Here is a 22,777-nt window from a genome sequence, read left to right as displayed (position 1 = left end):
TTACTCTAGTTCTTTTGGAAACCATGATTTATACTTTTTGGCTTGCTCTTTAGCTTTCTCAGATACTGGTAATTTCCAGACATCGAAGAAACGCGTTAAGTCACTATTAGTCGTTTTACAAATCGTTTCAAACCACAAATCTATCTTATCCTGATCTGTTTTTGGGTACTGATCCTTTGGCAAATTCCGATAAATTGTATTGGCTCCAATAATTGCATCCCAACCGAAGTGATCTATAATTTGAATATACATACATAGTGCTAAAAAGGGGTCTTCAGACCACTTCGCATAGCTTGGATCATTTGCCAGATACTTCTTTACTCTTTTCGTTACCGCAGCTAAATCCGGAAGATCATCATGATTGTACAAGCCTTTTTTTAGTACTTTATCGTAAACATACATTGTAAAAAGATTTACAGTTACTTCACCGGTACCGGGATAGTCGAGCCCCCAAAACTGGTGACGATGCCCCAATTCATGAAATGCACCCCATGATCCGTGACTCCGAATAAAATCGGCATCAAGCATCCATTCTGTGCTTTGGTCATCAGGCACTACAATCTTGTTATACATAGTAAACATATACCCATAAGCAACCTGCCGATCTACGATTATCCTTTCCTGATGCACCCTTTTCTTTGAGATGATGGCAAGATCAGCATCGGCATCCATTACCTCGTCCCAAAATTTCATTAGCTTAACCGGGTTATTTAAATTCCTGATGCGATAAGATGGGACAGTTAATACAATGTTATTTGTGGCTAATTCCGCCCATGGTGCAGGGTTGTTTTTAGTTGTAGCATTCCATTCCTCTTCAGTAGTTTCGCCCAGTTTAAAGTATGGCGCTTTTACCGCTCCTTCAACCTGAACTTTAATCAGTCTCAGCTTAGTTGTATCACCAACATTAATCAACAACAAACCACCAAAAGGTGAGTAAATTTCTGTAGTTTCTTTATCTAAGACAAACTTTTTAGTAAGGTCGACACCTATACGTGTAAGCTCATCGAGCCCAGTTACATCATCATCATGCAAGCCTATTTGTGCTTCCAAATGTTCAGATAAATAGCTTTTTGGAATGGTTATTTTGACCTTTTCACCGGCAGCAACATATAATCCGGTGCTGTGCGGACGATAATATACTGAAGCTACGTCTGAAAGACCTTGGGTACCTACCATTACCGGAATTGAAACTTCTTGACTTACTCTTACCGCACCATCAGCAACTTTGCCTGGAAAAGACTCGAACCCGAGAAACTTTGCATCAGGGTGTTTTGCAAAATCCTGTCGTTTATTATAAAACCAGTAAGCCATTTTCATCGCATACTTCTTTTCTTCCGTATCTGTTATTACCGGACTTTCAAGGGTAGCAACAGGAAGTGTATCAGGAATTTTGAAGAACTGCTTGATTTTGTTTAACACGGGAGAACCATCTTCATTATACTTGAAAATCAGTTCAATATTTGGTGTCGTTAAAAAATAATCGACATACTGATCAAGCCTCGTCTTTACACCTAGTAATCGGGGAAGCATTGTATTTATATGCAGATAATCAGGAATACTATCGGTAATGATTACCTTATTTTCAGGAGTACTAGTCACCATAAAGTTAGCATTGATGACACCCGCTCTTGCGAACAGCTTATTAATATTTAAGAAAGCGGCCGGGGCTCCTTCTACTTTGTTCTTATTTATCTGTTGATAAGGCGAACCAAAAACCAGCGTACCGCCCTTTTTTATGAACTGTTCAATATTCTTCAACTGGAGAGAATCGGTAACATCTTCAGTCAAAAAAAGAAGGTTTGTTTTCTTTTTGAAGTTAAAATCCTTTATCGTGTAAACAGAAGCACGTTGTTTGTTTAAGAAATCGAGAAGTGCCTTATCTGCATTCTTTGTAACTGCAATTACAGGTTTTGATTTATTCCCACCAGCTATGTTTATTGCATTTTTAAACAGCTGTTGAACGCTTGCATCCTCTAAAAGATTTGTTTTGAAATAGGCGTCAGATCCAATCAGTATCAATTTACCTTGATCTAAAACAGAGTAGATCATTCCAATTCCCCTCATATCAACCTCTACAGGAACCTTTATTGCACCTATAATCTCTGGTTGCAAACCTATTGTAAAGAAAGTTGAGGTCTGTTCATCTTTAGGTAGTGAGATAATTTCGGTATTTTTAAAAAGTTCAGATCTGATGGATTGCGACTGGCCAAAAGCTGAAGTCAACAAAGCAAATAAAAATAAATGTGAGAGTATTAGCTTTCTTTTGGTCATTTGAGATAGAGGTTAATCCTCTAAAGGAAACCAAAATAAACTAGAAAGACTAAAACACAGCCTCCTATTAACACTTTTTAACTATTCACTATAAGTGTGCTCCTTTTTTCTTCCATTCATCAAATTTCCTCCTAAAGCCTTTAACGGCATTAGTTGTTTCATCCTGCTGATTGAAAATAAGATTGATACTTGGATGCTGTGGATCATCATCCGGTTTTGCTACAGTAAGAAATGCACTTAATGCTTTTCTGTCTCCGCAGTGCTTATCACCTCCGTATTCGGAACCGGCTTCTAAAGCTAATATGAATGAATTTGGTGCAACTTTTTTTTATTGGTTGTGTCTTCTATAGAAACCAATAAAAAATTTATATGAATTTATTCTTTTACAAAGTCAGCACATTAAGTTTTCTTTTGCTTTTAAGTTTAATTTATCAAAGTTCTGCACAGGCTGTTTCTGGCAGGGTAATAGAAACCGGGGGCAAGGGAATTGAAAGTGCTACTATAACGGTTTTAAATGCTGCAGACTCAACCGTGGTAAGATATGAGGCAAGTAACAGAGAAGGCTATTTCGAGATCACTAATTTAAATAATGGCCTATTTACCGTTAAAGTTTCATGCATGGGCTACAGCAGTCAGTTGTTAAACAATATTAGATTTAATGGCTCTTCTGTTAAATTAACTGATGTCATTCTCAACAAGCAATTAAAAGAGCTCAAGGAAGTGGCCATTGAAAGTAAACGTCCTGTTCTTGAACGAAAGGTTGATCGATGGATATTCAACTTGAACAATACTATAATGGCAAATGGTTCTTCCCTATTTGAGGCTTTGCAGGTGGCGCCATTTTTAAAGGTATCCGACAATGGCGTTTCTATGGAGGGCAAAGGCGGCATGGGGGTTATGGTAAATGAGAAAATAGTCTATTTAAGTGGAACAGACCTGACTAATTATCTGAAAACACTCAGATCGGAAAGTGTGGAAAAAATCGAGATCATTACCAATCCGCCAGCAAAATATGAGGCACAGGGAAATGCCGGCCTGATTAACATTGTTTTAAAGAAAAACGAATCTTTGGGCTGGCGCGGGTCATTAAGTTCGGCATATCGGCAGGCCATCTACGCCTCTTACAACAACAATCTGGCTCTTTTTTTTCGCTCAAAAAAAATTAACAGCTCTTTTACATTTGGCCAATCACGTTATCACAATATACTGAACAATTTTCTCAATATGATTGGAAACTCTAGTCAAATCCTTAGTAACGAAGAGCGTACATCAATTACACCGGGTTTACAGGCCGGTTTAAGTATAGATTATGAGTTAAACAAGCTCAATAACATCGGGTTTATTTATAATATTTCACAGAGCAAAGAGAAGAATGCCTTTGTTAATAGTTATAGCTATGGTGCGAGCAATACTGTCGACTCGGTTTTGAATACTAAAGGTGAAATATTTAGGCCATTATTTGCACAGACATTAAATATATACCACGATTTAAAGATTGATTCGGCCGGAAAGAAGTTAAGTAGTTCTGTTAATTTTTTCACGAACAGGCCTGAAGTAAGAAATAATTTTGTTTCTGAATCTGAAAGTACCCATGCTGCAGTTCGCAATAATAACTCCTCAAAATACAACATCTGGTCTATTCAATCAGATTTAACATTACCTTATAAATGGGCAAAAATAGAAACAGGTGTTAAGTTCGCCAATTTTAATAACAATGCCGATGTAGAATACTATAATTATGTCAACGAAAATTTCTTGTTGGACAAAATGCGTAGCAACGAATTCAACTATACCGAAAAAAACCTGGCCTCCTATTTCAGTATGGCATCTGAACTTTCAAAAAAATGGACGGCCAAGGCAGGATTGCGTTATGAGTACACGATGACGGATGGCTATTCGCCTACTTTAAACCAGCGTAATAAGCGTAATTATGGTGCCCTATTCCCTACTGCCTATATCGTTTACAAAGCCAACGAAAGCAATGTTTTTTCTTTAAATTATTCGAGGCGGATCAACCGACCGGGCCTCAGTTCCTTAAATCCTTTTGCTTACTATACAAACATTTATACTTATTTTACAGGAAACCCACTGCTCTTACCTTCATACAGTAACAATTTCGAGCTTAATTACCTATATAAAAGCATGTTTTCTTTTACTGTATTTACACAACATGCAAGTGATGCAAATTCATTACTTACAACAATTGAGGGCCCATTAGTGGTTTCAAGTGTAGGAAACTTTTTAACACGGGATAACGTAGGAGCCTATGTTTCCATTAACAGGGCATTTTTTAATTGGTGGGAAAATAGCAGCTCAGCCTCTTTTTTTTATTCATCCTCAAAATCCAAAATAGAAGCTATTAGCATCGAAAATGGCACCTCTGCATCGTTTAGTTTTAATAATAATTTCAAGGCAACTAAACTGTTAAATTTATATCTGAACTACAGCCAAAGTCTTCCTTCAACAAGTGGAAATACATACACATACAGTGTACGTGATTTCAGGGTGGGAGCCAGATTAAAGTTGCTTAACAATAATCTGATTATCAACCCATCTTACTTTCTGGGTACGATAAACAAGTATGAGACACGTTTTAGCGAATTTGTGCGGACGGAAAAAACGGACTATCATTATAAAACCTTCGGTCTTGGTGTTACCTACTTATTCGGAAGATCAAAGGTTTCCGGAAACAACAAGGACATATCTTTTGATGAGAAGAGAAGAGCTCAATAGTAACTTGATTTAAAAATAGGGCAAATATCAATTTGTACATTTTGCCTCAACTGTCGCCATGTTGATGTGGGTTAAATTGGGTTAATGGATTAACCGGAAGACCTACGAAGCGAAAATGTCTGTGAAGTATTTGTGACGCTTTTTATATCGAACTCAGCAGAAATTGCTGTTGAGTTGGTTTAAAGCGATAAGTTGATAAACAGCTGAATTTGGGCAGGAATGCTTCCACATACATAAAAAAGCCCATTTCCGTATAGAAAATGGGCTTTTAAACTTGCTCCCTCTGCTGGGCTCGAACCAGCGACCCTCTGATTAACAGTCAGATGCTCTAACCAGCTGAGCTAAGAAGGAGTCTGGTCTTTCCAAAACGCACTTGGTTGTATTCCTAAGAACACAATGCCTTATTCGTTTTGGGACTGCAATATTAGGGATTTTAATTATATCATACAATATTACAAGGTATAATTTGAGATATTTTTTTTCAGGAGAACCTGTTAATCCTGTCATTCAGATCATAAGAGATATTAATCGACCCAATAGACCTCACTTTATTGTTCAAATTATAGCTAATATTCCTCACTCCTATTCTTCGAACCCGCCCCTCTAAATCATAATCAACCGATACCGACCCGATTTTTACAATTCGACCGTCCAAATCATACAAAACACTGTTGTCCCCTATTTTTGTAATCCGATCACTCAAATCGTAAAATATCTCTCCTGAGCAAGCAGCATCAAAACCCATCAGTTCCCCATCAAGAGATAAACCAAATGAGATTTGGGATTCGAAAAGTACAAAACTTGCTACTTTTCCGGAAACAACCCGGACACCCGAATCTATTTGACCAGAAGCGGGGTTAGATACTCCAAAAAATAAGGCGATAAAAGCAAGTATAAATATGGTGTTTTTCAATATTGTAAAATTAGATAGTCAGCTGTGAATATACTAAACTTCCGGCTCCTGCCGCTTGCATTAAGGATAACCAAAAGATAACACAGTTACACCAGAGACTTAAAATCAGTTGCTTTGCTTTGCATCAACAAGAACAAGACATCTTATATGGAAAACAAAGCAATCAAAATCACACCCGATCTGCAAGTGTTCATCGACAAATTCGAACCCAACAAATTTAAAGTAATGACCAAAGGCATCGAAATAAGAGGCATTAACGATATGCATCGCAACATCAGACAAGCTAAGGACATCATTGAAAGACTTGAACTGAGCCTTATCGTATCTCACAACGCCGAAATGCTAACTTATGGTGGATTTGAAGTGAACAACATTTAGGAATTCCGTCAGCCCTAAAATTCCAATTTTCCTGAAAATCAAAAAGCCTTCCAGTTTTCACTGAAAGGCTTTTTGTAATCTGCTCCCTCTGCTGGGCTCGAACCAGCGACCCTCTGATTAACAGTCAGATGCTCTAACCAGCTGAGCTAAGAAGGAGTCTGGTCTTCCAAAAACGCTTCTGATGTGTTCCTAGGAACATAATATCTTGTTCGTTTTGGGAATGCAATATTAGGGGTTTTAATTTATTTATGCAATATTTGCAGAGAAAAAATTTTAAAAAAAATCAATTATTTCATATGAGCCTGATAATCATAGGTACTGTAGCTTTTGACGCGATCGAAACTCCCTTCGGAAAGACAGATAAAATAGTAGGTGGTGCCGCAACTTATGCAAGTTTAGCAGCTTCTTACTTCTACAATAAGGTAAAAATTGTTGGTGTTGTGGGCGACGACTTCCATAAAGAGGACATAAATACGTTTACCGAACACGGGATTGATACGGAAGGGCTACAAATAAAAGAGGGCGAAAAGTCTTTCTTTTGGTCTGGAAAATATCATAACGACATGAACAGTCGCGATACTTTGGTTACTGAGCTTAATGTACTAGAGAATTTCGATCCTATTATCCCTGAGAGCTATCAGGACTGCGAATACCTAATGTTAGGCAACCTTACTCCAATCGTTCAGCAAACTGTCATCAAGCGCCTTAAAAACAGACCTAAGCTAATTGTTTTAGATACAATGAACTTCTGGATGGACATTATGATGCCAGATCTTTTGGAAACACTTAAAATGGTTGATGTACTTACCATCAATGACGAAGAAGCTCGTCAACTTTCAGGTGAATACTCGTTGGTTAAAGCTTCTAAGAAAATTTTAGCAATGGGACCTAAGTATCTGATCATTAAAAAAGGCGAACATGGTGCGCTATTGTTTCATGAGGATAAGATTTTCTCAGCTCCGGCATTGCCATTAGCTGAAGTATTTGATCCAACCGGAGCGGGAGATACATTTGCCGGTGGATTTATTGGTTACATGGCTAAAGTAGGAACAGTAAATTTCAATAACATGAAAAATGCGATCATCTTTGGTTCTGCCCTGGCATCTTTCTGCGTTGAGAAATTTGGAACAGAAAAAATCATTAATCTAACAGCAGAAGAAGTTTCTGCACGTGTTCAGGAATTTGTGGACTTAAGTTCATTCTCCATAGAGGCATAAAAATCTAGCTTAATGGGGTATCCAAAAAGGTTAATTATTATTTGATTATGCTCTTCGTCATTCTGAATTTATTTCAGAATCTCGTTTAAGCAGACTTTGAATAACAGTTGCGCGATTCTGAAATAAATTCAGAATGACGACCTTACCTTTTTGGATCCCCTATTAATTTCCCTATTGCTGTAAATTTCTCAAATACAGTTTCTGTATGAGGCGCATCGGGCAACTCATCCGTCAAATCCTGACCAGCCCAGTGCTCATAATGCTTTCCATTCCTCCATAATCGACTATCTGTCACATCATAGATAACGCCTTTAAAAGCAACCCATATTTGTGGCTTATCCTGGCCATTGCGTAATGCAAGCTGTTGTTTTGTATAAATTGGCAGTTCCATTATGACTTGCTTTTACTTTTAGCTAATTCAAACAAGTAAACGCTTAAAAGCAGAATACCCATAAGGTAAAAGAAACCCTCAAACGGAATTACACCTAATTTCAAATTAATAGTCTCCCCTACCGGATAGGTTAGAATTGGCAGGCCACAAATCAACGCATACAACAAACAAAAAGGGATAAGCATTACTGCATAAGCTCTATAAAACTTATACGTGAACCTCAGCTTATTCACATACTCAACATAAAAGAGCATTAAAAACAGAACAGAAAAAACAACAATGCTATATACTTTGGTATGCGTAAAAAACAACATTGCAACAAGCACGCCTAATAGCAAGTTACTTACAGAGAGGCTAAATTTCTCCAGGCTATTTTTCGGGAACCGCTCATTCAAAACCACATAAACATTTAATCCAGCAAAGGCTAACAAAAAATGAAACAGAATTTCTTCAACTGGTAGTTGAAGAATGTTGACCCTTATAGTGTACTCACGATTGAATACCGAAGCCTTAAATTGATTAAGAATAAATGCCATGATCGAAAAAAGCACTCCCGAAACCAATACAGCCCGAACCATTAGTTTCCAGCTCCTAATTGGGTGAGCTTTTTTATCCAACGCCAAGGTAAATGATAAAACAAGTAGCGCCAAATTGATCAATAAATAATAGTAATTCATGTACAGGTATAAATTCAGCCTCAAAAATATGATTTTGACCGAGTTAAACAACCTTATCTCCCATCTATATATTTTGCTTGTGAGGTAAAACTTTTTAAGTTAATTTTAAGTAACCAAAACAAATAAAAATGAAAGTACTTAAAGTATTAGCGGGTATTATCGTAGTAATAATCGCCCTCTTCTTTATCATTGGATTCTTTTTACCTAAAACCTATAGCGTAAGCCGATCTATTGAAATTAACAAACCTGACAGCATTACCTACCAAAAAACATTAAACTTTAATGATTTCGGCTTATGGAATCCGTGGATGCAAATGGACAAAGCAGCCAAACACACCGTAACCGGAGATGGCGTTTCTGTTGGTTCTAAATTTAGCTGGATAGGAAAAGAAGTTGGAACAGGAAGTATCACCATTGAAAAGCTTAACCCAAATAAACAAATCGATGAAAAACTGGAATTCATTGAGCCTTTTGAAAGTATTGCAACTACATCATTTTATTTTGAGTCAACAGCTAATGGGGGCACTAAAGTAACATGGGACTTTAGAGGTGAAAATACTTCCATTTTCTCGAGATGGATGTCGTTAGCTTATGATTCCATGATTGGAAAAGATTATGAAAAGGGATTAGCAAACTTAAAAGCTTTTATAGAAAAGTAAATTAAAACTCCATAAAAAAGGCGCCATATATAGGCGCCTTTTTATGAGGTAGTTCTTTTAAACGATCTCCGCTCCCAGAACATCCTTAGAGTATGTTTTTAAATATTTCTTTAGTATCTGACGCGCAACGTGTATCCTTGTTTTAACTGTTCCAATTGGAATATCAAGCATTTCAGCAATTTCATGGTATTTATAACCCTCAAAATACTTAACAAACGGAACATGATACTCTGGTTGCAAAGTAGCCAAAGCCTTATTAATATCACCTATAACAAACTTACTATCGCTTGTATTTTTTGATGCACTATAATGAAGATTTGCAGAAGATATATCATCCGATTTAGTAATTAATGCATTTGTTTTTACTAAGCGGCGGTAATTATTAATGAAGGTATTTTTCATTATGGTAAACAACCATCCTTTAAGATTTGTTCCTTCTTTAAACTTACTGTAATAGGTTACAGCCTTCAACATAGTATCCTGTACTAAGTCGTTTGCATCTTCAATGTCTTTTGTAAAATTTAAAGCGAATGACTGTAAAGAAACCGAGTGGTCGTTTAATTTGAGGTTGAATTCATTTTTTGTCATAATGTTTTAAGTTTTGAGGTTAAAAAAGCAAACAAACACAGTTTTATGAGTGGCGCTCACTAGTTTGTTTAATATTACACTCAAAAACATATACAACTTGTGTACCAAAAAATGGACTCCAATGTTATGAAGTTATTTTTCGATGCCTACGGTATCGAAGAGATCGATGTCACAGAATATTTACTTCTCTTTCTAATTTAACGCCAAACTTGGCATCCACATCATTTATAATCTGTTCTGAAAAACTATACACTTCGGCACCAGTTGCACCTCCATGATTCACCAAAACCAAGGCCTGATTCTTCCATGTTCCGGTATGCCCCGCAACCACCCCTTTAAATCCGCATTGTTCTATTAACCAACCTGCTGCAAGTTTAATTTTATTATCCGGGGCTGGATAATTAACCACATTTGGATGCGCTAATTTTACCGTTTCGAACTCATCTTTTGTGATAACTGGATTCTTAAAAAAGCTCCCGGCATTCCCAATTGTTGAAGGATCCGGCAGTTTAGCAACCCTGATTTCAGAAACAACATTAGAAACATCTTCAATAGTCGGCGCATCAATACCCTTATTCTTTAGCTCATCTTGTATCGCACCATACTGGGTATTAATTTTAGCTGACGTACTTAACTTAAAACTCACCGAGGTAATGATGTATTGCCCCTTAAGTTCATTCTTAAAAACACTATCCCTATATCCAAAATGGCAATCCTCAAAATTGAATACCCTTTTTTCGGATGTAGCTATTTCGTATGCAGTACAAGATTTAAAAACATCTTTTAGCTCTACTCCATAAGCTCCTATGTTTTGTATCGGCGATGCACCAACCGTTCCAGGAATAAGACTAAGATTCTCAATACCCGCAAAACCATTTTGAACACAATACTTTACAAGGTCATTCCAAATTACCCCCGCCCCTGCTGTTACTATAACCTCATCTCCTTCTACAACATTAGAAATCCCGGGGATACTAACTTTAACTACCAACCCGACGAAGTCCTTTGTAAATAAAACATTACTTCCTCCCCCTAAAACCAATAAATTCTGCTGTTTAATAAGATCAGAGCCTAGCACGTCTTTAAGATCTTGTTCCGACAGAATTTCAACAAAATAGTCTGCATCTACATCGATACTAAATGTATTGTAAGGTTTTAATGATTTATTCTTTTGCACGTCCAACATAGAGGTTTCAACAAATTAATTAAGCGCTACAAATGTAATTGATAAGCCCTGTAATAAACATGTTAAAATCAATATTTAAAAATTTTGACTATTTTTCATGAAATTTTGCCTCTGCACTAACATAATACATGTGCAGGGAATTAGGGTAACTTCAAGAACAGTAAGGGAGAACAGTAATATTTGTATGGAAAATCAGGACAAGAAAAGAGTTTTAATCATTGAAGCTGCATTAAAACGGTTTGCTCATTATGGATTATCAAAGACCACAATGACAGAAATCGCCAAAGATATTTCCTTTTCAAAAGCACTTCTTTATTACTATTTTCCTGATAAACTAAGCCTGTATGTAAGCGCCATCGAGCATCTGATGCAAATAATGAGCAGAGATCTGGTTAAGTCAATTGACAAAACCACAACTGCAACTGAAGGAGTACTCAAATTACTTCAAAAGCGCCAGGGCTATATTCAGAAATACTACAATTTATTCGAATCGAATCAGGTAATCAGTACTGAATTACCAGAAGGACTTTATGAAAAGTTCCAAAGAGCAAGAACCTTCGAAGCAATTATCATCGGCTCCCTTTTCAATAGAGGAATTGCAAGCGGCGAACTGGTTATCGAAGACCCCAAATTAGCTACAGATATATTCATTGATGCACTGTCAGGCATCCACTTCAATATTCTCAGCAGAGACAAAATTATGTTTCCTGGAAAAGAGCAATTCAAACAAATTTTCATAAAAGAGAAAACTCTTGCGGAGATATTCCTGTCAGGTTTAAGGGCTAAGTAACCCTTAAGAGCATGTCCTTGCGTCACAAATAGCAGACACGTAAGAGTCTGTCAGACACAACATTCTTCTCTCCTACATCGCTTTTTGTCATCAATTTGTCAGTTTAAAAGGATTTTAACACTAAAATTCTTCAAGTAAAAATATGGCAGTATTTTTGACTGTTGAAACAAAAAAGTCAAAAAGTAAAAAAGTAAAATGGTAGAGATTGATAAAAAAAGGGACGCTATAATTGAGGGAGCTATTAAACGTTTTATTCACTATGGGATTAATAAGACCACGATGAATGAGATTGCTGATGATCTGTCAGTGTCAAAACCTTCCTTATACTATTATTTCCCGGACAAGAACAGCCTGGTATTCGGAGTTATCGACAAGATATTCTCAGATTATTTTGAAGCTATCGGAAAAGATATGTCAATCGATATGCCTATTCAAGAGCGTCTAACTGGATTTACAGAGATTAAACATCGTTTCTTTCAAAAATACTACATGCTTCATTTATCAGGAGGCAGTCCTGATTCTTCATTAAATTCTGATGAACTAAGGGAACATTTCATGAAAATGAAATTGAAGAATGAAAATTTCCATGCAGACATTTTTAGGACAGCGATGGAGAAAGGCGAACTGGCACAGGCTGATGCGAATAAAATAGCAGAATTATACCTTGAGAGCTTAGCAGGAATAACCTCTCTCTGTATTTTACATGGCAACAAAGAGCTATTTCCAAGTAAAAAAGAACTGAAGATTATGCTAGAGAAACAATTAAGCCTCTCTAACATATTCCTTAAAGGATTAAAATAAACAGACTACTAATTATATCATATGAACACAATTATTAAACAGATAAAAACAATACCGCTCTTATTGCTGGGCTTGATATTATCAAATACGGTTAGCGCACAGCAAACGCTAAGCTTAAAAGACGCGCTAAATTACGCCATTGAAAATAGCGCAAATATGCGCAGAGCAAAGCTTGATATAGACGGAGGTAAATTTAAAACCGAGGAAATCAGGGCTCAGGCTTTACCACAAATTACAGGTACTGCCGGTTTAACTTACAACCCTATTATCGGGCAACAGGTTGTTGATTTTGGAGGACAACTACAGACCCTTAAATTTGGCCAAAAATGGAACTCATCTGCTGGAGTTCAACTTTCTCAACAACTATTCAACCAGCAAGTTTTTACAGGCTTACAAGCTGCAAGATCTAGTGAAGAGTATTATAGCCTTACCGCACAATATACGGAAGAGCAACTAATAGAGGTTGTTGCCGGCAATTATTATCAGGTGTTGGTAAACAGACAACAGATGAATGTAATCGATACTAACATTAAAAATGTAAAGGTTATTGAAACAATCATTTCTAATCAGTACAAAAATGGGTTGGCTAAAAAGATTGATGTTGATCGTATTAAAGTTAACCTTACCAATTTGGAAACACAACGCTCCCAAATTTTAAATGCCATTACCCAATTGGAAAATATGTTAAAATATTCAATGGGTATGCCGGTAAGCACCAACATTACCTTACCTAGAACTGAACTTACAGAAGTAACGCAGTTACCTGCACTTTCAGATTCACTTAATTTTGACAATAGAACAGAAATTAAACTTTTGGACATTAAGGACAAACTTTTATCGCTACAACGTAAAGCTTATGTAGCAGAATATTATCCCAACTTATCTTTAACAGGAAACTATACCTATTCTAGTCAGGCTAATAACTTCGATTTCCTGACCACAAATAGAAAAGCAATTGGTTTTGATGCATCTGCTATTGGCTTAACCTTAAAAATACCAATTTTTAATGGTTTCTCAACTCGTTCCAAAGTGCGTCAGGCTGATGTAGATATTAAAAAAGCAAAAGAGGACAGAAAAGAATCAACCAATTCATTAAACCTTGCTTACGAGAATGCTAAACTTCAGTTGCGCGATAATATAAGCACCATTAATGCACAAAAGAAAAATGCAGAACTGGCAAATGAGATTTACAAAAGCACGCAAAACAATTACAACAATGGCTTAGCTAACTTAACTGATTTACTGGATACAGAAAACTCACTTACAGAAGCTCAAAACAGCTATATACAGGCTTTATTAAATTACAAAATAGCCGAAATACAATTAATCAAATCGAACGGAAATATTAAATCGCTAGCAAAATAGAAATGAAAAGAGTAATTATTATAATTGTCGCAATCGTTGTTGCCCTAGGCGCAATCGCTTATGTTTTAAGCAACAATAAAAAGAAAAACGAGGCAAAAACTGCTTTCATTGCTGAAGGCGGCGGTGCTGTCGCTGTTCGAATTGCAACTGTAGAAAAGAAAGTTGTTGATTTGGATTTTGTTGCCAATGGAAACTTTGTTCCTAAACAGGAATTGATCCTTAAATCAGAAAACGCTGGAAGGATAAGCAAAATTTTTGTAGATGAAGGTGATCGCGTAAGTACTGGACAAGTTTTAGCTCGCGTTGATGCTGAAATCATCAATACTGACAAAGAGACTGCAGAAGCAAACTATCAAAATGCATTACGTGATGAGGCCAGATACCAAAGTTCTTTTCAAACTGGTGGTGTAACCCAACAGCAATTGGATCAGGCTAAATTAACAACTCAAAATGCAAAATTACGTCTTCAGGCTTCACAACGTAAAGTAAGTGATGCAAATATTAAATCTCCAATTAATGGTATCATCAATAAAAAACTAATTGAAGTTGGTGCATTTGTAAACACACAGGGAACTGATTTATTTGAAATTGTTGATGTTTCGAAATTAAAACTAAGAGTAAACGTTAATGAATCGCAAGTTGCAAACCTAAAATTAGGTGATAAAATTGATATCAAGTCTTCTGTTTTTCCAACAGAAAAATTCAATGGTAAAGTTACCTTCATTGCAGCAAAGGCAGATCCAACGTTAAACTTCCCGGTTGACATTGAAGTTGATAACAATACCGCAAAAAGCTTAAAAGCTGGCATGTACGGAACTGCAGTATTTAACTTCCCTAAGCAAGCACCTAGTATCTTGATTCCACGTACCGCTTTTGTTGGAAGTGTAAGCAGCAACCAGATATTTATATTAGATAAAGCAAATAACACGTCTAAAATTCGTAAAGTAGTTGCTGGCCGTATTTTAGGTGATTCTGTTGAAATTCTTGAAGGATTAAACGAAGGAGAAACTGTAATTACAAGCGGACAGATTAACTTAACAGATGGCACTCCTGTTAGTATCGTAAAATAAGTTAGTTTCTGGCAGTGAATGATCGCGATATGCCAATCGCAACACGCAATAAAAAAAGAAAATGAAAATAACAGACATATCGATAAAAAGGCCCTCCCTGGTAATTGTAGTATTTACTGCACTTACGCTATTAGGGCTATTAAGTTACTTTTCGTTGGGTTATGAGTTATTACCAAAATTCTCAAACAACGTTGTATCTATATCAACAATTTACCCTGGCGCTTCGCCGGCTGAGGTTGAAAATACCGTAACTAAGAAAATTGAAGATGCGGTATCATCAATGGAGAATATCAAAAAAATAAACGCCGTTTCATTTGAGAGTTTATCAACCGTTACGATTACTTTAACTGACGCAGCCAACATTGATATTTCATTAAATGATGCTCAACGTAAGGTAAACGCCATCCTTTCAGAACTACCTGAAGATGTAAAAACACCATCATTAAGTAAATTCTCTTTAGATGATTTACCGGTTATCACTATGTCTGCTTCTGCAAACATGGATGATGTGAGTTTTTACGATCTAATTGACCAAAGAATTGCCCCGGTTATTTCAAGGGTAAGCGGGATCGCTCAGGTTAACCTAATTGGTGGTTCAGAAAGAGAGATTCAAGTTTCTTTAGACCCGAATAAATTACAAGGCTACAATCTTTCAGTACCTGAGGTACAACAAATGATTTTAAGCTCAAATTTAGATTTCCCTACTGGAAGTGTTAAAACAGAAAATCAAGATGTTTTAATTCGTTTATCCGGTAAATACAGAAATCTGGAAGAATTAAGAAACCTGGTTCTAAAAACATCCAAAGATGGTGCTCAAATCCGTTTAGGAGATGTTGCCGATGTACAGGATTCTAAGAAAGAGACTGAAAAATTAGCTCGTATTGACAGAAAAGGTGCCATTGCTATTCAAATCATTAAACAAAGTGATGCAAATGCGGTTGAAGTAAGTAAAGGTGTACACAAGGTTATAGAGAAACTTAAAGTAGAATATGCAGCAAGCAAACTAGACATTAAAATTGTTAATGATAGCTCTATTTTTACATTAGAATCTGCTGATGCCGTTATTCACGATTTAATTCTGGCAGTTGTGCTGGTAGCATTTGTAATGCTATTCTTCTTACACAGTTTACGTAATGCATTAATCGTAATGGTATCGATACCTGCATCACTAATTGCAACGTTTATTGGTATCAGTTTATTTGGTTTTACCTTAAACCTGATGTCCCTGCTAGGCTTATCACTCGTGGTAGGTATTCTTGTGGATGATGCAATTGTGGTTCTGGAAAATATCCAGCGACACATGGAGATGGGTAAAAACAAAGTAAGAGCCGCTTCTGACGCTACAAGAGAGATTGGTTTTACAGTTGTATCCATCACCTTAGTAATTGTGGTTGTGTTCTTCCCTATTGCGGTAAGTACAGGTCTGGTATCCAACATCCTACGTCAGTTCTGTGTTGTGGTAATTATTGCAACATTGCTTTCATTGCTTGCTTCATTTACCATTGTACCACTACTTTTCTCTAGATATGGTAAATTAGAGCACATCGAAGGTAAAAACGTCTTCGGCCGCTTTATCCTTTGGTTTGAAAAACAATTAAAAAAATTCACCCACTGGGTTACAAATATCTTAACGTGGTCTTTAAACCACAAAAGACGCACAATTTTAGCTGTAGTGATATTGTTTGTTGGCGCAATGTGGTTAGCTGGCGCCGGTTTTATCGGATCGGAGTTTTTCCCCAAATCAGATAAAGGTGAGTTCTTAGTTCAAATTGAATTACCGAAAGATGCACCTTTAGAACAAACCAACTTTTACACACAACGTGCTGAAGCATTTTTAGATAAACAACCAGAAATTACACAGTTAATTACTACTGTTGGTCAAGCCAGTGGAGATTTTGGTGGAACTCAAGCAACAGCTTATAAGTCGGAGATCAACGTAAAACTAGTTGACCGTGATAAGCGAAAAGGAGTCTCCTCAGATGTTTTCGCAACTAAAATGAGTCGTGCTCTAGCTAAAGAATTAGTAGGTGCAAAAGTTAAAACTGTTCCAATTAGTATTTTGGGTATTGCAGAAAATGCGCCAATACAGTTAGTGGTAATGGGTTCTGACTTGGATAGTGCATTAAAATATGCTGAAGGTGCACAAAAAGTACTTGCCTCTATTCCGGGTGCAACGGAGATTAAATTATCCGTAGAAAAAGGAACTCCTGAAATCAATGTTCAGGTTGACCGTGATAAAATGTCGGCTCTTGGGTTAACATTACAAACTGTAGGTTCAACCATGCAAACAGCTTTTGCCGGTAACACGGATGGCAAATACAGAAAAGGTGAGTATGAATATGACATCAACATCCAGTTCCAGGATTTCAACAGAAAAAATGTTGACGATGTTCGTAACCTTATTTTTATAAACAAGGATGGGCAGCAAATTAAACTATCACAGTTTGCTGCAATTACCGAAGGTTCCGGACCAAGTCAGCTAGAGCGTTTAAATAAATCAACCTCTGTATCTGTTAAAGCGCAATCTATCGGTAGACCAACGGGAACTGTTGTCGCTGAATTTCAGACAAAACTGGAGCAACTACAAAAAGATGGAAAACTAAAAGCGCCTATAGGTGTAAGCTACTCATGGGCTGGAGATCAGGAAAATCAATCAGAAGGTTTTGGTACTTTAGGTATTGCTTTACTAGCTTCAGTTATTTTAGTTTACTTAATTATGGTGGCCCTATATGATAGTTTCGTTTACCCATTGGTGGTAATGTTCTCTCTGCCTCTTGCATTAATCGGAGCCTTCCTAGCGCTTGCTTTAACGAACAACTCTATCGGTATTTTCACCATATTAGGTTTAATCATGCTAATGGGTTTGGTGGCCAAGAATGCGATTATACTTGTCGACTTTACCAACCACATGAAAGCGGAGGGTAAATCTACAATAGAGGCGTTAGTACTAGCTAACCATGCTCGTTTACGTCCAATCCTAATGACAACCATCGCCATGATTTTTGGTATGTTACCAATTGCCTTGGCAAGTGGTGCCGGTGCTGAATGGAAAAATGGATTAGCATGGGTTATTGTTGGTGGTCTAACAAGTTCACTGTTTTTAACATTGATTGTTGTACCGGTTGTTTACCTGATTTTCGATATCATATTAGATAAATTAGGCTTTAACAAAAAAGGAAAAACAATAGATGAAATGTTAGAGGAGCCATATGATCACAAAGATGTTCTGGAATATGACATTGCTGAATAATAATCATAGTCGCTAATAACAAAAAGAGCGTGTACAAAATAAGTCGCGCCTGCCATCCTGAATTTATTTCAGGACCTCGCATTAGCAAGACTTCCTTTCTCTTGTGAGGTCCTGAAATAAATTCAGGATAACGAAAATAACAAAACGAGGGTGATCATAAATTATGATCACCCTCGTTTTGTTATAACAGTTAAAAACAATTATAATTGTTTTGTTGTATTTACATAGAATATGCCGAAGCACATTATATTATTCTTGCTGTTGTGTACCATTTCATTTAAAATAAAAGCACAACACCCTCCCGTTTTTGAAGGAATGCTAACAGATACAAATGCTATTGCATTAAATGACCTGGACATCAACCTTGTAAAATACAGTTTTGGAAAACCAAAAGTTAGTTTCCTTGCTATTCATGACGATGAAGATACTGGCGTAAAAGCCGCCTTTGAATACATACAATTTAATGGTGGTTGCATCATAGACTGCCAATACGGAGGCACAAGAAATTTCAAATTCTCAAACGACGGCTTCAATTTCCAAACAGATCCGAATAGCATTTATACCCAGGAAGGAATTATTATGGGACTTGCAAAATATGGCAATGTAGATAATGACGAAGTTCTTATGCAGTTAGAACGAACCGGCAAATTGATCCTCAATTATTACAACCCTAAAAAACTAGGATACATTTTCACCCTACATAACAATGCAGATGGTGGATTTGGTATTTCATCATACCTGGAAGGATATCCGCTTAAAAGCGCCGCAGACTCCGTCTACATTAACTTTGACATGGATAACGATGATCTTATTCTTGTAACAGATCTAAAGCTATTTAATCATCTAAAGAAAGCAAACGTAAACGTGATACTACAATCAGCCGAAGCTCCGGATGACGGCTCTCTATCTGTTTATGCAATGAGTAGAAACATCCCTTACATTAACGTGGAAGTTCAGCATGGACATCAAGATGAGAATTTAAGACTTATAGAAATCGCCGTAAAGGCCTTATACGAAACGTACCCTGCTTTAAAAGTAAAGGCCTTAGAATAATCTAAAGCCTTTACTTTTATACATGTTAGTCCTATTAAATATGAATAGCTCTATTTTCAGTGGCTGCCATAGCCGCCTCTTTAAGTGCTTCAGTATAGGTTGGGTGTGCATGACAAATTCTTGCAATGTCTTCAGCAGAAGCACGGAATTCCATAGCTACTACCGCTTCTGCAATCATATCAGCAGCACGAGGGCCAATCATATGAACTCCAAGAATTTCATCAGTTTTAGCATCAGCCAATACTTTCACGAAACCATCAGTATCCATACTAGCTTTAGCTCTTCCACTTGCTTTGAATGGGAATGAACCTGCTTTATATTGAACACCTTTTTCTTTTAATTGCTCTTCAGTATAACCTACAGATGCAACCTCAGGCCAGGTATAAACAACACCGGGAATAAGGTTATAGTTGATATGTGGTTTTTGTCCCGCCAATCTCTCAGCTACATAAATACCTTCATCTTCAGCTTTATGCGCAAGCATAGCACCTTTAATAACATCACCAATAGCATAAACTCCAGGAACTGAAGTTTCAAGATGCTCGTTAACAGGAATTTTGTTTCCTCTTTCTTCAGTTTGGATGCCAATATTTTCTAAGCCTAAACCAGCAGTATAAGCAGTACGACCAACAGCAACGATACAATAATCAGCTTCAAGTTGTATTTGCTCACCTTTAGCATTATCAGCCGTTACAGTTACCTTTTTGCCTTTTGTAGTTGCACCGGTAACCTTATGGCCCATATAAAACTCCATGCCTAAAGATTTCTTTAAAACACGTTGCAATTCTTTACCTAAACCAGCATCCATTGTACCGATAATAGAAGGCATAAACTCAACAACAGATACTTTTGTACCTAAACGAGCATAAACAGAACCTAACTCCAAACCAATTACGCCACCACCAATAACAATCATTTGTTTAGGTACTTCGGTAATGTTCAAAGCTTCAGTTGAAGTAATGATACGTTTTTTATCTACCGGTAAAAACGGAAGCGCAGTAGGTTTAGATCCCGAAGCGATAATTACATTTTTAGCAGTGATCGTTTCTGATTTACCTTCAGCATTGGTAATTTTTATAGTATTCTTATCAACAAATGAACCTACTCCTTCAAATGCATCAATTTTGTTTTTCTTAAAAAGATACTGGATACCGGCAGTGTTTTGAGCCACAACATCATTTTTGCGGGCAATCATCTGTGGCATATCAACCTTTAAATCTTTAAGATCAATACCATGGGTTTTAAAAGTATGAGCAGCATTGTGGAAATGCTCTGAAGAATCTAACAATGCTTTAGATGGAATACAACCAACATTTAAGCAGGTACCACCAAAAGTTTTATATTTTTCTATAACTGCCGTTTTTAGGCCTAATTGGGCACATCTTATTGCTCCAACATAACCGCCCGGGCCCGAGCCAATTACAACTACATCGTATTGCATATCAAAGGTTTTTTTATTTCCCAAAGTTAGTAAACCTAGGTTAAATCTGATACATATTAGCCTAAAACATTTCCATTCACTATATTTACTATTTCATAACTTATTAACCTATAATGGCCCGTATTAAATTCCTTTGGCTTGTTGCTATCAACATTTTTACATTCTCATCTCTTTTTGCCCAGCAGTCTGATTCGGCATATGTAAAAGAAAATTATACTAAAATTGAACGTAGTATTACCATGAGAGATGGTGTTAAATTATTTACGTCAATCTATATCCCAAAAGATAAAACAAAAAAGTACCCCTTTCTAATTAATAGAACCCCGTATACCGTTGCCCCTTACGGAGCCGATAAATACAAAACCAGTTTGGGTAACTTCCCGGCAATGATGAGAGAAGGATTCATATTTGTATATCAGGATGTGAGAGGTAAGTGGATGAGCGAAGGCACATTCGAAGATATCAGACCACAGGTAGTCAATAAAAAAAGCAAAAAGGACATAGATGAAAGTACGGATACCTATGATACAATCGACTGGTTGGTAAAGAACATTGAAAACAACAATGGTAAAGCCGGTATCTACGGGATTTCTTATCCAGGGTTTTATTCTACTACATCTTTACCTGGTTCACACCCTGCTTTAAAGGCCGTTTCTCCGCAGGCACCTGTTACCGACTGGTATCGTGGCGATGATTTCCACCACAATGGAACTTTATTCTTAGCCGATGCATTTAGTTTCATGAGTATCTTTGGTGTTCCCAGACCAATGCCAATTACTCCAGATAAAGGGCCAAAAGGTTTCGAATTCCCAATACAAGACAACTACCGTTTCTATCTTGAGTCAGGCTCAGTTAAAAACCTAAAAGATAAATACTTTGCCGACAGCATTAAGTTTTGGAATGATCTATTTGCCCACCCTAACCTGGATACTTTTTGGCAAGCACGTAACATCCAACCACATTTAGTTAATGTAAAACCTGCAGTTATGGTAGTGGGTGGTTTCTTCGATGCAGAAGATGCATACGGTACTTTTGCCACCTATAAAACTATCGAGAAACAAAACCCTAAAGCCAGCAATATCTTGGTTATGGGTCCATGGTATCATGGAGGTTGGGTACGCAGTACCGGGAGTAGCTTTGGCGACATAGAATTCGGACAACCGACCAGTACCTATTATCAGGAAAACTTTGAGCTTCCCTTCTTCAAACATTACCTTAAAGGCGAAGGCGATTTTAATCCTGCAGAAGCCAACATCTTTGTAACCGGCAGTAACCAATGGAAAAAGTTCAGCACATGGCCACCTAAAGATACGGAGACCAAAAACCTGTATTTACAACCCAATGGTAAGTTAAGTTTCGAAAAAGTCCAAAGAACAGATAGTTGGGATGAGTATGTAAGTGACCCGAATAGTCCGATTCCTTATCAGGATGGAGTTCAGGCCAGAAGAACACGCGAATACATGATTGATGATCAACGTTTCGCTGCACGTAGACCTGATGTTAAAGTATACCAAACTGACACCTTAACAGAAGACATCACATTAACAGGCTCACTATTAGCCAACCTTGTAGTATCTACAACAGGTTCTGATGCCGATTATGTAGTAAAATTAATTGATGTGTATCCAGAAAACACACCCAATCCGGCAACAAATCCCAAAAACCTGATTATGGGAGGATATCAAATGTTGGTACGTGGAGAAATTATGCGTGGAAAATACCGCAATAGCTTTGAAAAACCGGAAGCCATTAATCCAGGAGAAATCACCAAGGTCAACTATGCCCTACCTGATGTTGCGCATACATTCAAAAAAGGCCACAGAATCATGATCCAAATACAAAATTCATGGTTTCCACTTGCTGATAGAAACCCGCAAAAATTTATGGACATCTATCAGGCTGAACCAAGTGATTTCCAAAAAGCTACTCATCGCATTTTTCATGATGTGCACAATTCTTCTTCACTAACCGTAACTGTATTAAAACAATAATTT

18 protein-coding genes and 2 tRNA genes are annotated in these 22,777 nt (G+C 37.0%); 11 read left to right on the top strand and 9 right to left on the bottom strand.

Annotation, left to right across the window (positions count from 1 at the left end):
* A complete protein-coding gene (locus HQN83_RS11650) occupies positions 1-2,271 on the bottom strand; it encodes a M60 family metallopeptidase (protein WP_173090503.1) in 2,271 nt (756 codons plus the stop codon).
* Positions 2,272-2,640: 369 nt separating this feature from the next.
* On the opposite strand from HQN83_RS11650, the gene HQN83_RS11645 reads away from it, so the two are divergent.
* Positions 2,641-5,004 (top strand): outer membrane beta-barrel family protein, encoded by a 2,364-nt coding sequence (locus tag HQN83_RS11645; protein ID WP_173090502.1) that lies wholly within the window; start codon positions 2,641-2,643, stop codon positions 5,002-5,004.
* 277 nt (positions 5,005-5,281) lie between these two features.
* On the opposite strand, the gene HQN83_RS11640 is transcribed toward HQN83_RS11645, so the two are convergent.
* Both HQN83_RS11640 and HQN83_RS11635 read right to left on the bottom strand, forming a co-directional pair.
* Positions 5,282-5,355, bottom strand: a tRNA-Asn gene (locus tag HQN83_RS11640).
* 130 nt (positions 5,356-5,485) lie between these two features.
* Positions 5,486-5,917: a hypothetical protein gene (locus tag HQN83_RS11635; RefSeq protein ID WP_173090501.1), complete on the bottom strand. Its 432-nt coding sequence runs from the start codon at positions 5,915-5,917 to the stop codon at positions 5,486-5,488.
* A 147-nt stretch (positions 5,918-6,064) separates the two neighbouring features.
* On the opposite strand from HQN83_RS11635, the gene HQN83_RS11630 reads away from it, so the two are divergent.
* Positions 6,065-6,295 carry a hypothetical protein gene (locus tag HQN83_RS11630; RefSeq protein WP_173090500.1) on the top strand — a complete coding sequence of 77 codons (231 nt, stop codon included), beginning with the start codon at positions 6,065-6,067 and terminating at the stop codon, positions 6,293-6,295.
* 82 nt (positions 6,296-6,377) lie between these two features.
* On the opposite strand, the gene HQN83_RS11625 is transcribed toward HQN83_RS11630, so the two are convergent.
* A tRNA-Asn gene (locus HQN83_RS11625) sits at positions 6,378-6,451 on the bottom strand.
* 140 nt (positions 6,452-6,591) lie between these two features.
* Between HQN83_RS11625 and HQN83_RS11620 the strand changes: the two genes are divergently transcribed.
* Positions 6,592-7,512 (top strand): PfkB family carbohydrate kinase, encoded by a 921-nt coding sequence (locus HQN83_RS11620; protein WP_173090499.1) that lies wholly within the window; start codon positions 6,592-6,594, stop codon positions 7,510-7,512.
* A 142-nt stretch (positions 7,513-7,654) separates the two neighbouring features.
* Here HQN83_RS11620 and HQN83_RS11615 read toward each other — a convergent pair whose 3' ends face one another.
* Positions 7,655-7,903 (bottom strand): cytochrome b5 domain-containing protein, encoded by a 249-nt coding sequence (locus HQN83_RS11615; protein ID WP_173090498.1) that lies wholly within the window; start codon positions 7,901-7,903, stop codon positions 7,655-7,657.
* Positions 7,903-8,580 carry a lycopene cyclase domain-containing protein gene (locus tag HQN83_RS11610; RefSeq protein WP_173090497.1) on the bottom strand — a complete coding sequence of 226 codons (678 nt, stop codon included), beginning with the start codon at positions 8,578-8,580 and terminating at the stop codon, positions 7,903-7,905. The genes HQN83_RS11615 and HQN83_RS11610 overlap by 1 nt, the downstream gene beginning before the upstream one ends.
* Positions 8,581-8,708: 128 nt before the next feature.
* On the opposite strand from HQN83_RS11610, the gene HQN83_RS11605 reads away from it, so the two are divergent.
* Positions 8,709-9,239: an SRPBCC family protein gene (locus HQN83_RS11605; protein ID WP_173090496.1), complete on the top strand. Its 531-nt coding sequence runs from the start codon at positions 8,709-8,711 to the stop codon at positions 9,237-9,239.
* A 57-nt stretch (positions 9,240-9,296) separates the two neighbouring features.
* Here HQN83_RS11605 and HQN83_RS11600 read toward each other — a convergent pair whose 3' ends face one another.
* Entirely contained in the window at positions 9,297-9,827 is a 531-nt protein-coding gene (locus HQN83_RS11600) for an RNA polymerase sigma factor (protein ID WP_173090495.1), read from the bottom strand.
* A 169-nt stretch (positions 9,828-9,996) separates the two neighbouring features.
* A complete protein-coding gene (murB, locus tag HQN83_RS11595) occupies positions 9,997-11,013 on the bottom strand; it encodes a UDP-N-acetylmuramate dehydrogenase (RefSeq protein ID WP_173090494.1) in 1,017 nt (338 codons plus the stop codon).
* A gap of 130 nt (positions 11,014-11,143) precedes the next feature.
* Between murB and HQN83_RS11590 the strand changes: the two genes are divergently transcribed.
* From HQN83_RS11590 to HQN83_RS11565, 6 genes are all read left to right on the top strand, one after another.
* Entirely contained in the window at positions 11,144-11,803 is a 660-nt protein-coding gene (locus HQN83_RS11590) for a TetR/AcrR family transcriptional regulator (protein ID WP_317172504.1), read from the top strand.
* Positions 11,804-11,998: 195 nt separating this feature from the next.
* Positions 11,999-12,604, top strand: coding sequence for a TetR/AcrR family transcriptional regulator (locus HQN83_RS11585; protein ID WP_173090493.1), 606 nt, complete (start codon positions 11,999-12,001; stop codon positions 12,602-12,604).
* 21 nt (positions 12,605-12,625) lie between these two features.
* Positions 12,626-13,969, top strand: coding sequence for a TolC family protein (locus tag HQN83_RS11580; RefSeq protein WP_173090492.1), 1,344 nt, complete (start codon positions 12,626-12,628; stop codon positions 13,967-13,969).
* Positions 13,970-13,971: 2 nt separating this feature from the next.
* Entirely contained in the window at positions 13,972-15,039 is a 1,068-nt protein-coding gene (locus HQN83_RS11575) for an efflux RND transporter periplasmic adaptor subunit (protein WP_173090491.1), read from the top strand.
* Positions 15,040-15,100: 61 nt separating this feature from the next.
* A complete protein-coding gene (locus tag HQN83_RS11570; protein WP_173090490.1) occupies positions 15,101-18,289 on the top strand; it encodes an efflux RND transporter permease subunit in 3,189 nt (1,062 codons plus the stop codon).
* A gap of 231 nt (positions 18,290-18,520) precedes the next feature.
* Positions 18,521-19,342, top strand: coding sequence for a hypothetical protein (locus HQN83_RS11565; RefSeq protein ID WP_173090489.1), 822 nt, complete (start codon positions 18,521-18,523; stop codon positions 19,340-19,342).
* Between the two features lie 34 nt (positions 19,343-19,376).
* Here the strand turns inward: HQN83_RS11565 and lpdA are convergent, their stop codons facing one another.
* Positions 19,377-20,783 carry a dihydrolipoyl dehydrogenase gene (gene lpdA, locus HQN83_RS11560; RefSeq protein WP_173090488.1) on the bottom strand — a complete coding sequence of 469 codons (1,407 nt, stop codon included), beginning with the start codon at positions 20,781-20,783 and terminating at the stop codon, positions 19,377-19,379.
* A 113-nt stretch (positions 20,784-20,896) separates the two neighbouring features.
* On the opposite strand from lpdA, the gene HQN83_RS11555 reads away from it, so the two are divergent.
* Positions 20,897-22,774 carry a CocE/NonD family hydrolase gene (locus tag HQN83_RS11555; protein WP_173090487.1) on the top strand — a complete coding sequence of 626 codons (1,878 nt, stop codon included), beginning with the start codon at positions 20,897-20,899 and terminating at the stop codon, positions 22,772-22,774.
* The last annotated feature ends 3 nt before the right edge of the window (positions 22,775-22,777 follow it).

Source organism: Pedobacter foliorum (assembly GCF_013266735.1).
Lineage (GTDB): Bacteria > Bacteroidota > Bacteroidia > Sphingobacteriales > Sphingobacteriaceae > Pedobacter > Pedobacter foliorum.
The sequence above is the reverse complement of the archived record's forward strand: the minus strand, read 5'-3'. Positions and strand labels throughout refer to the sequence as shown.

Coding starts and splice junctions, on each gene's coding strand:
- HQN83_RS11650 (WP_173090503.1), bottom strand. CDS start 2,271: ATGACCAAAAGAAAGCTAATACTCTCACATTTATTTTTATTTGCTTTG.
- HQN83_RS11610 (WP_173090497.1), bottom strand. CDS start 8,580: ATGAATTACTATTATTTATTGATCAATTTGGCGCTACTTGTTTTATCA.
- lpdA (WP_173090488.1), bottom strand. CDS start 20,783: ATGCAATACGATGTAGTTGTAATTGGCTCGGGCCCGGGCGGTTATGTT.
- murB (WP_173090494.1), bottom strand. CDS start 11,013: ATGTTGGACGTGCAAAAGAATAAATCATTAAAACCTTACAATACATTT.
- HQN83_RS11645 (WP_173090502.1), top strand. CDS start 2,641: ATGAATTTATTCTTTTACAAAGTCAGCACATTAAGTTTTCTTTTGCTT.
- HQN83_RS11605 (WP_173090496.1), top strand. CDS start 8,709: ATGAAAGTACTTAAAGTATTAGCGGGTATTATCGTAGTAATAATCGCC.
- HQN83_RS11585 (WP_173090493.1), top strand. CDS start 11,999: ATGGTAGAGATTGATAAAAAAAGGGACGCTATAATTGAGGGAGCTATT.
- HQN83_RS11565 (WP_173090489.1), top strand. CDS start 18,521: ATGCCGAAGCACATTATATTATTCTTGCTGTTGTGTACCATTTCATTT.
- HQN83_RS11570 (WP_173090490.1), top strand. CDS start 15,101: ATGAAAATAACAGACATATCGATAAAAAGGCCCTCCCTGGTAATTGTA.
- HQN83_RS11620 (WP_173090499.1), top strand. CDS start 6,592: ATGAGCCTGATAATCATAGGTACTGTAGCTTTTGACGCGATCGAAACT.
- HQN83_RS11600 (WP_173090495.1), bottom strand. CDS start 9,827: ATGACAAAAAATGAATTCAACCTCAAATTAAACGACCACTCGGTTTCT.
- HQN83_RS11630 (WP_173090500.1), top strand. CDS start 6,065: ATGGAAAACAAAGCAATCAAAATCACACCCGATCTGCAAGTGTTCATC.
- HQN83_RS11580 (WP_173090492.1), top strand. CDS start 12,626: ATGAACACAATTATTAAACAGATAAAAACAATACCGCTCTTATTGCTG.
- HQN83_RS11555 (WP_173090487.1), top strand. CDS start 20,897: ATGGCCCGTATTAAATTCCTTTGGCTTGTTGCTATCAACATTTTTACA.
- HQN83_RS11615 (WP_173090498.1), bottom strand. CDS start 7,903: ATGGAACTGCCAATTTATACAAAACAACAGCTTGCATTACGCAATGGC.
- HQN83_RS11575 (WP_173090491.1), top strand. CDS start 13,972: ATGAAAAGAGTAATTATTATAATTGTCGCAATCGTTGTTGCCCTAGGC.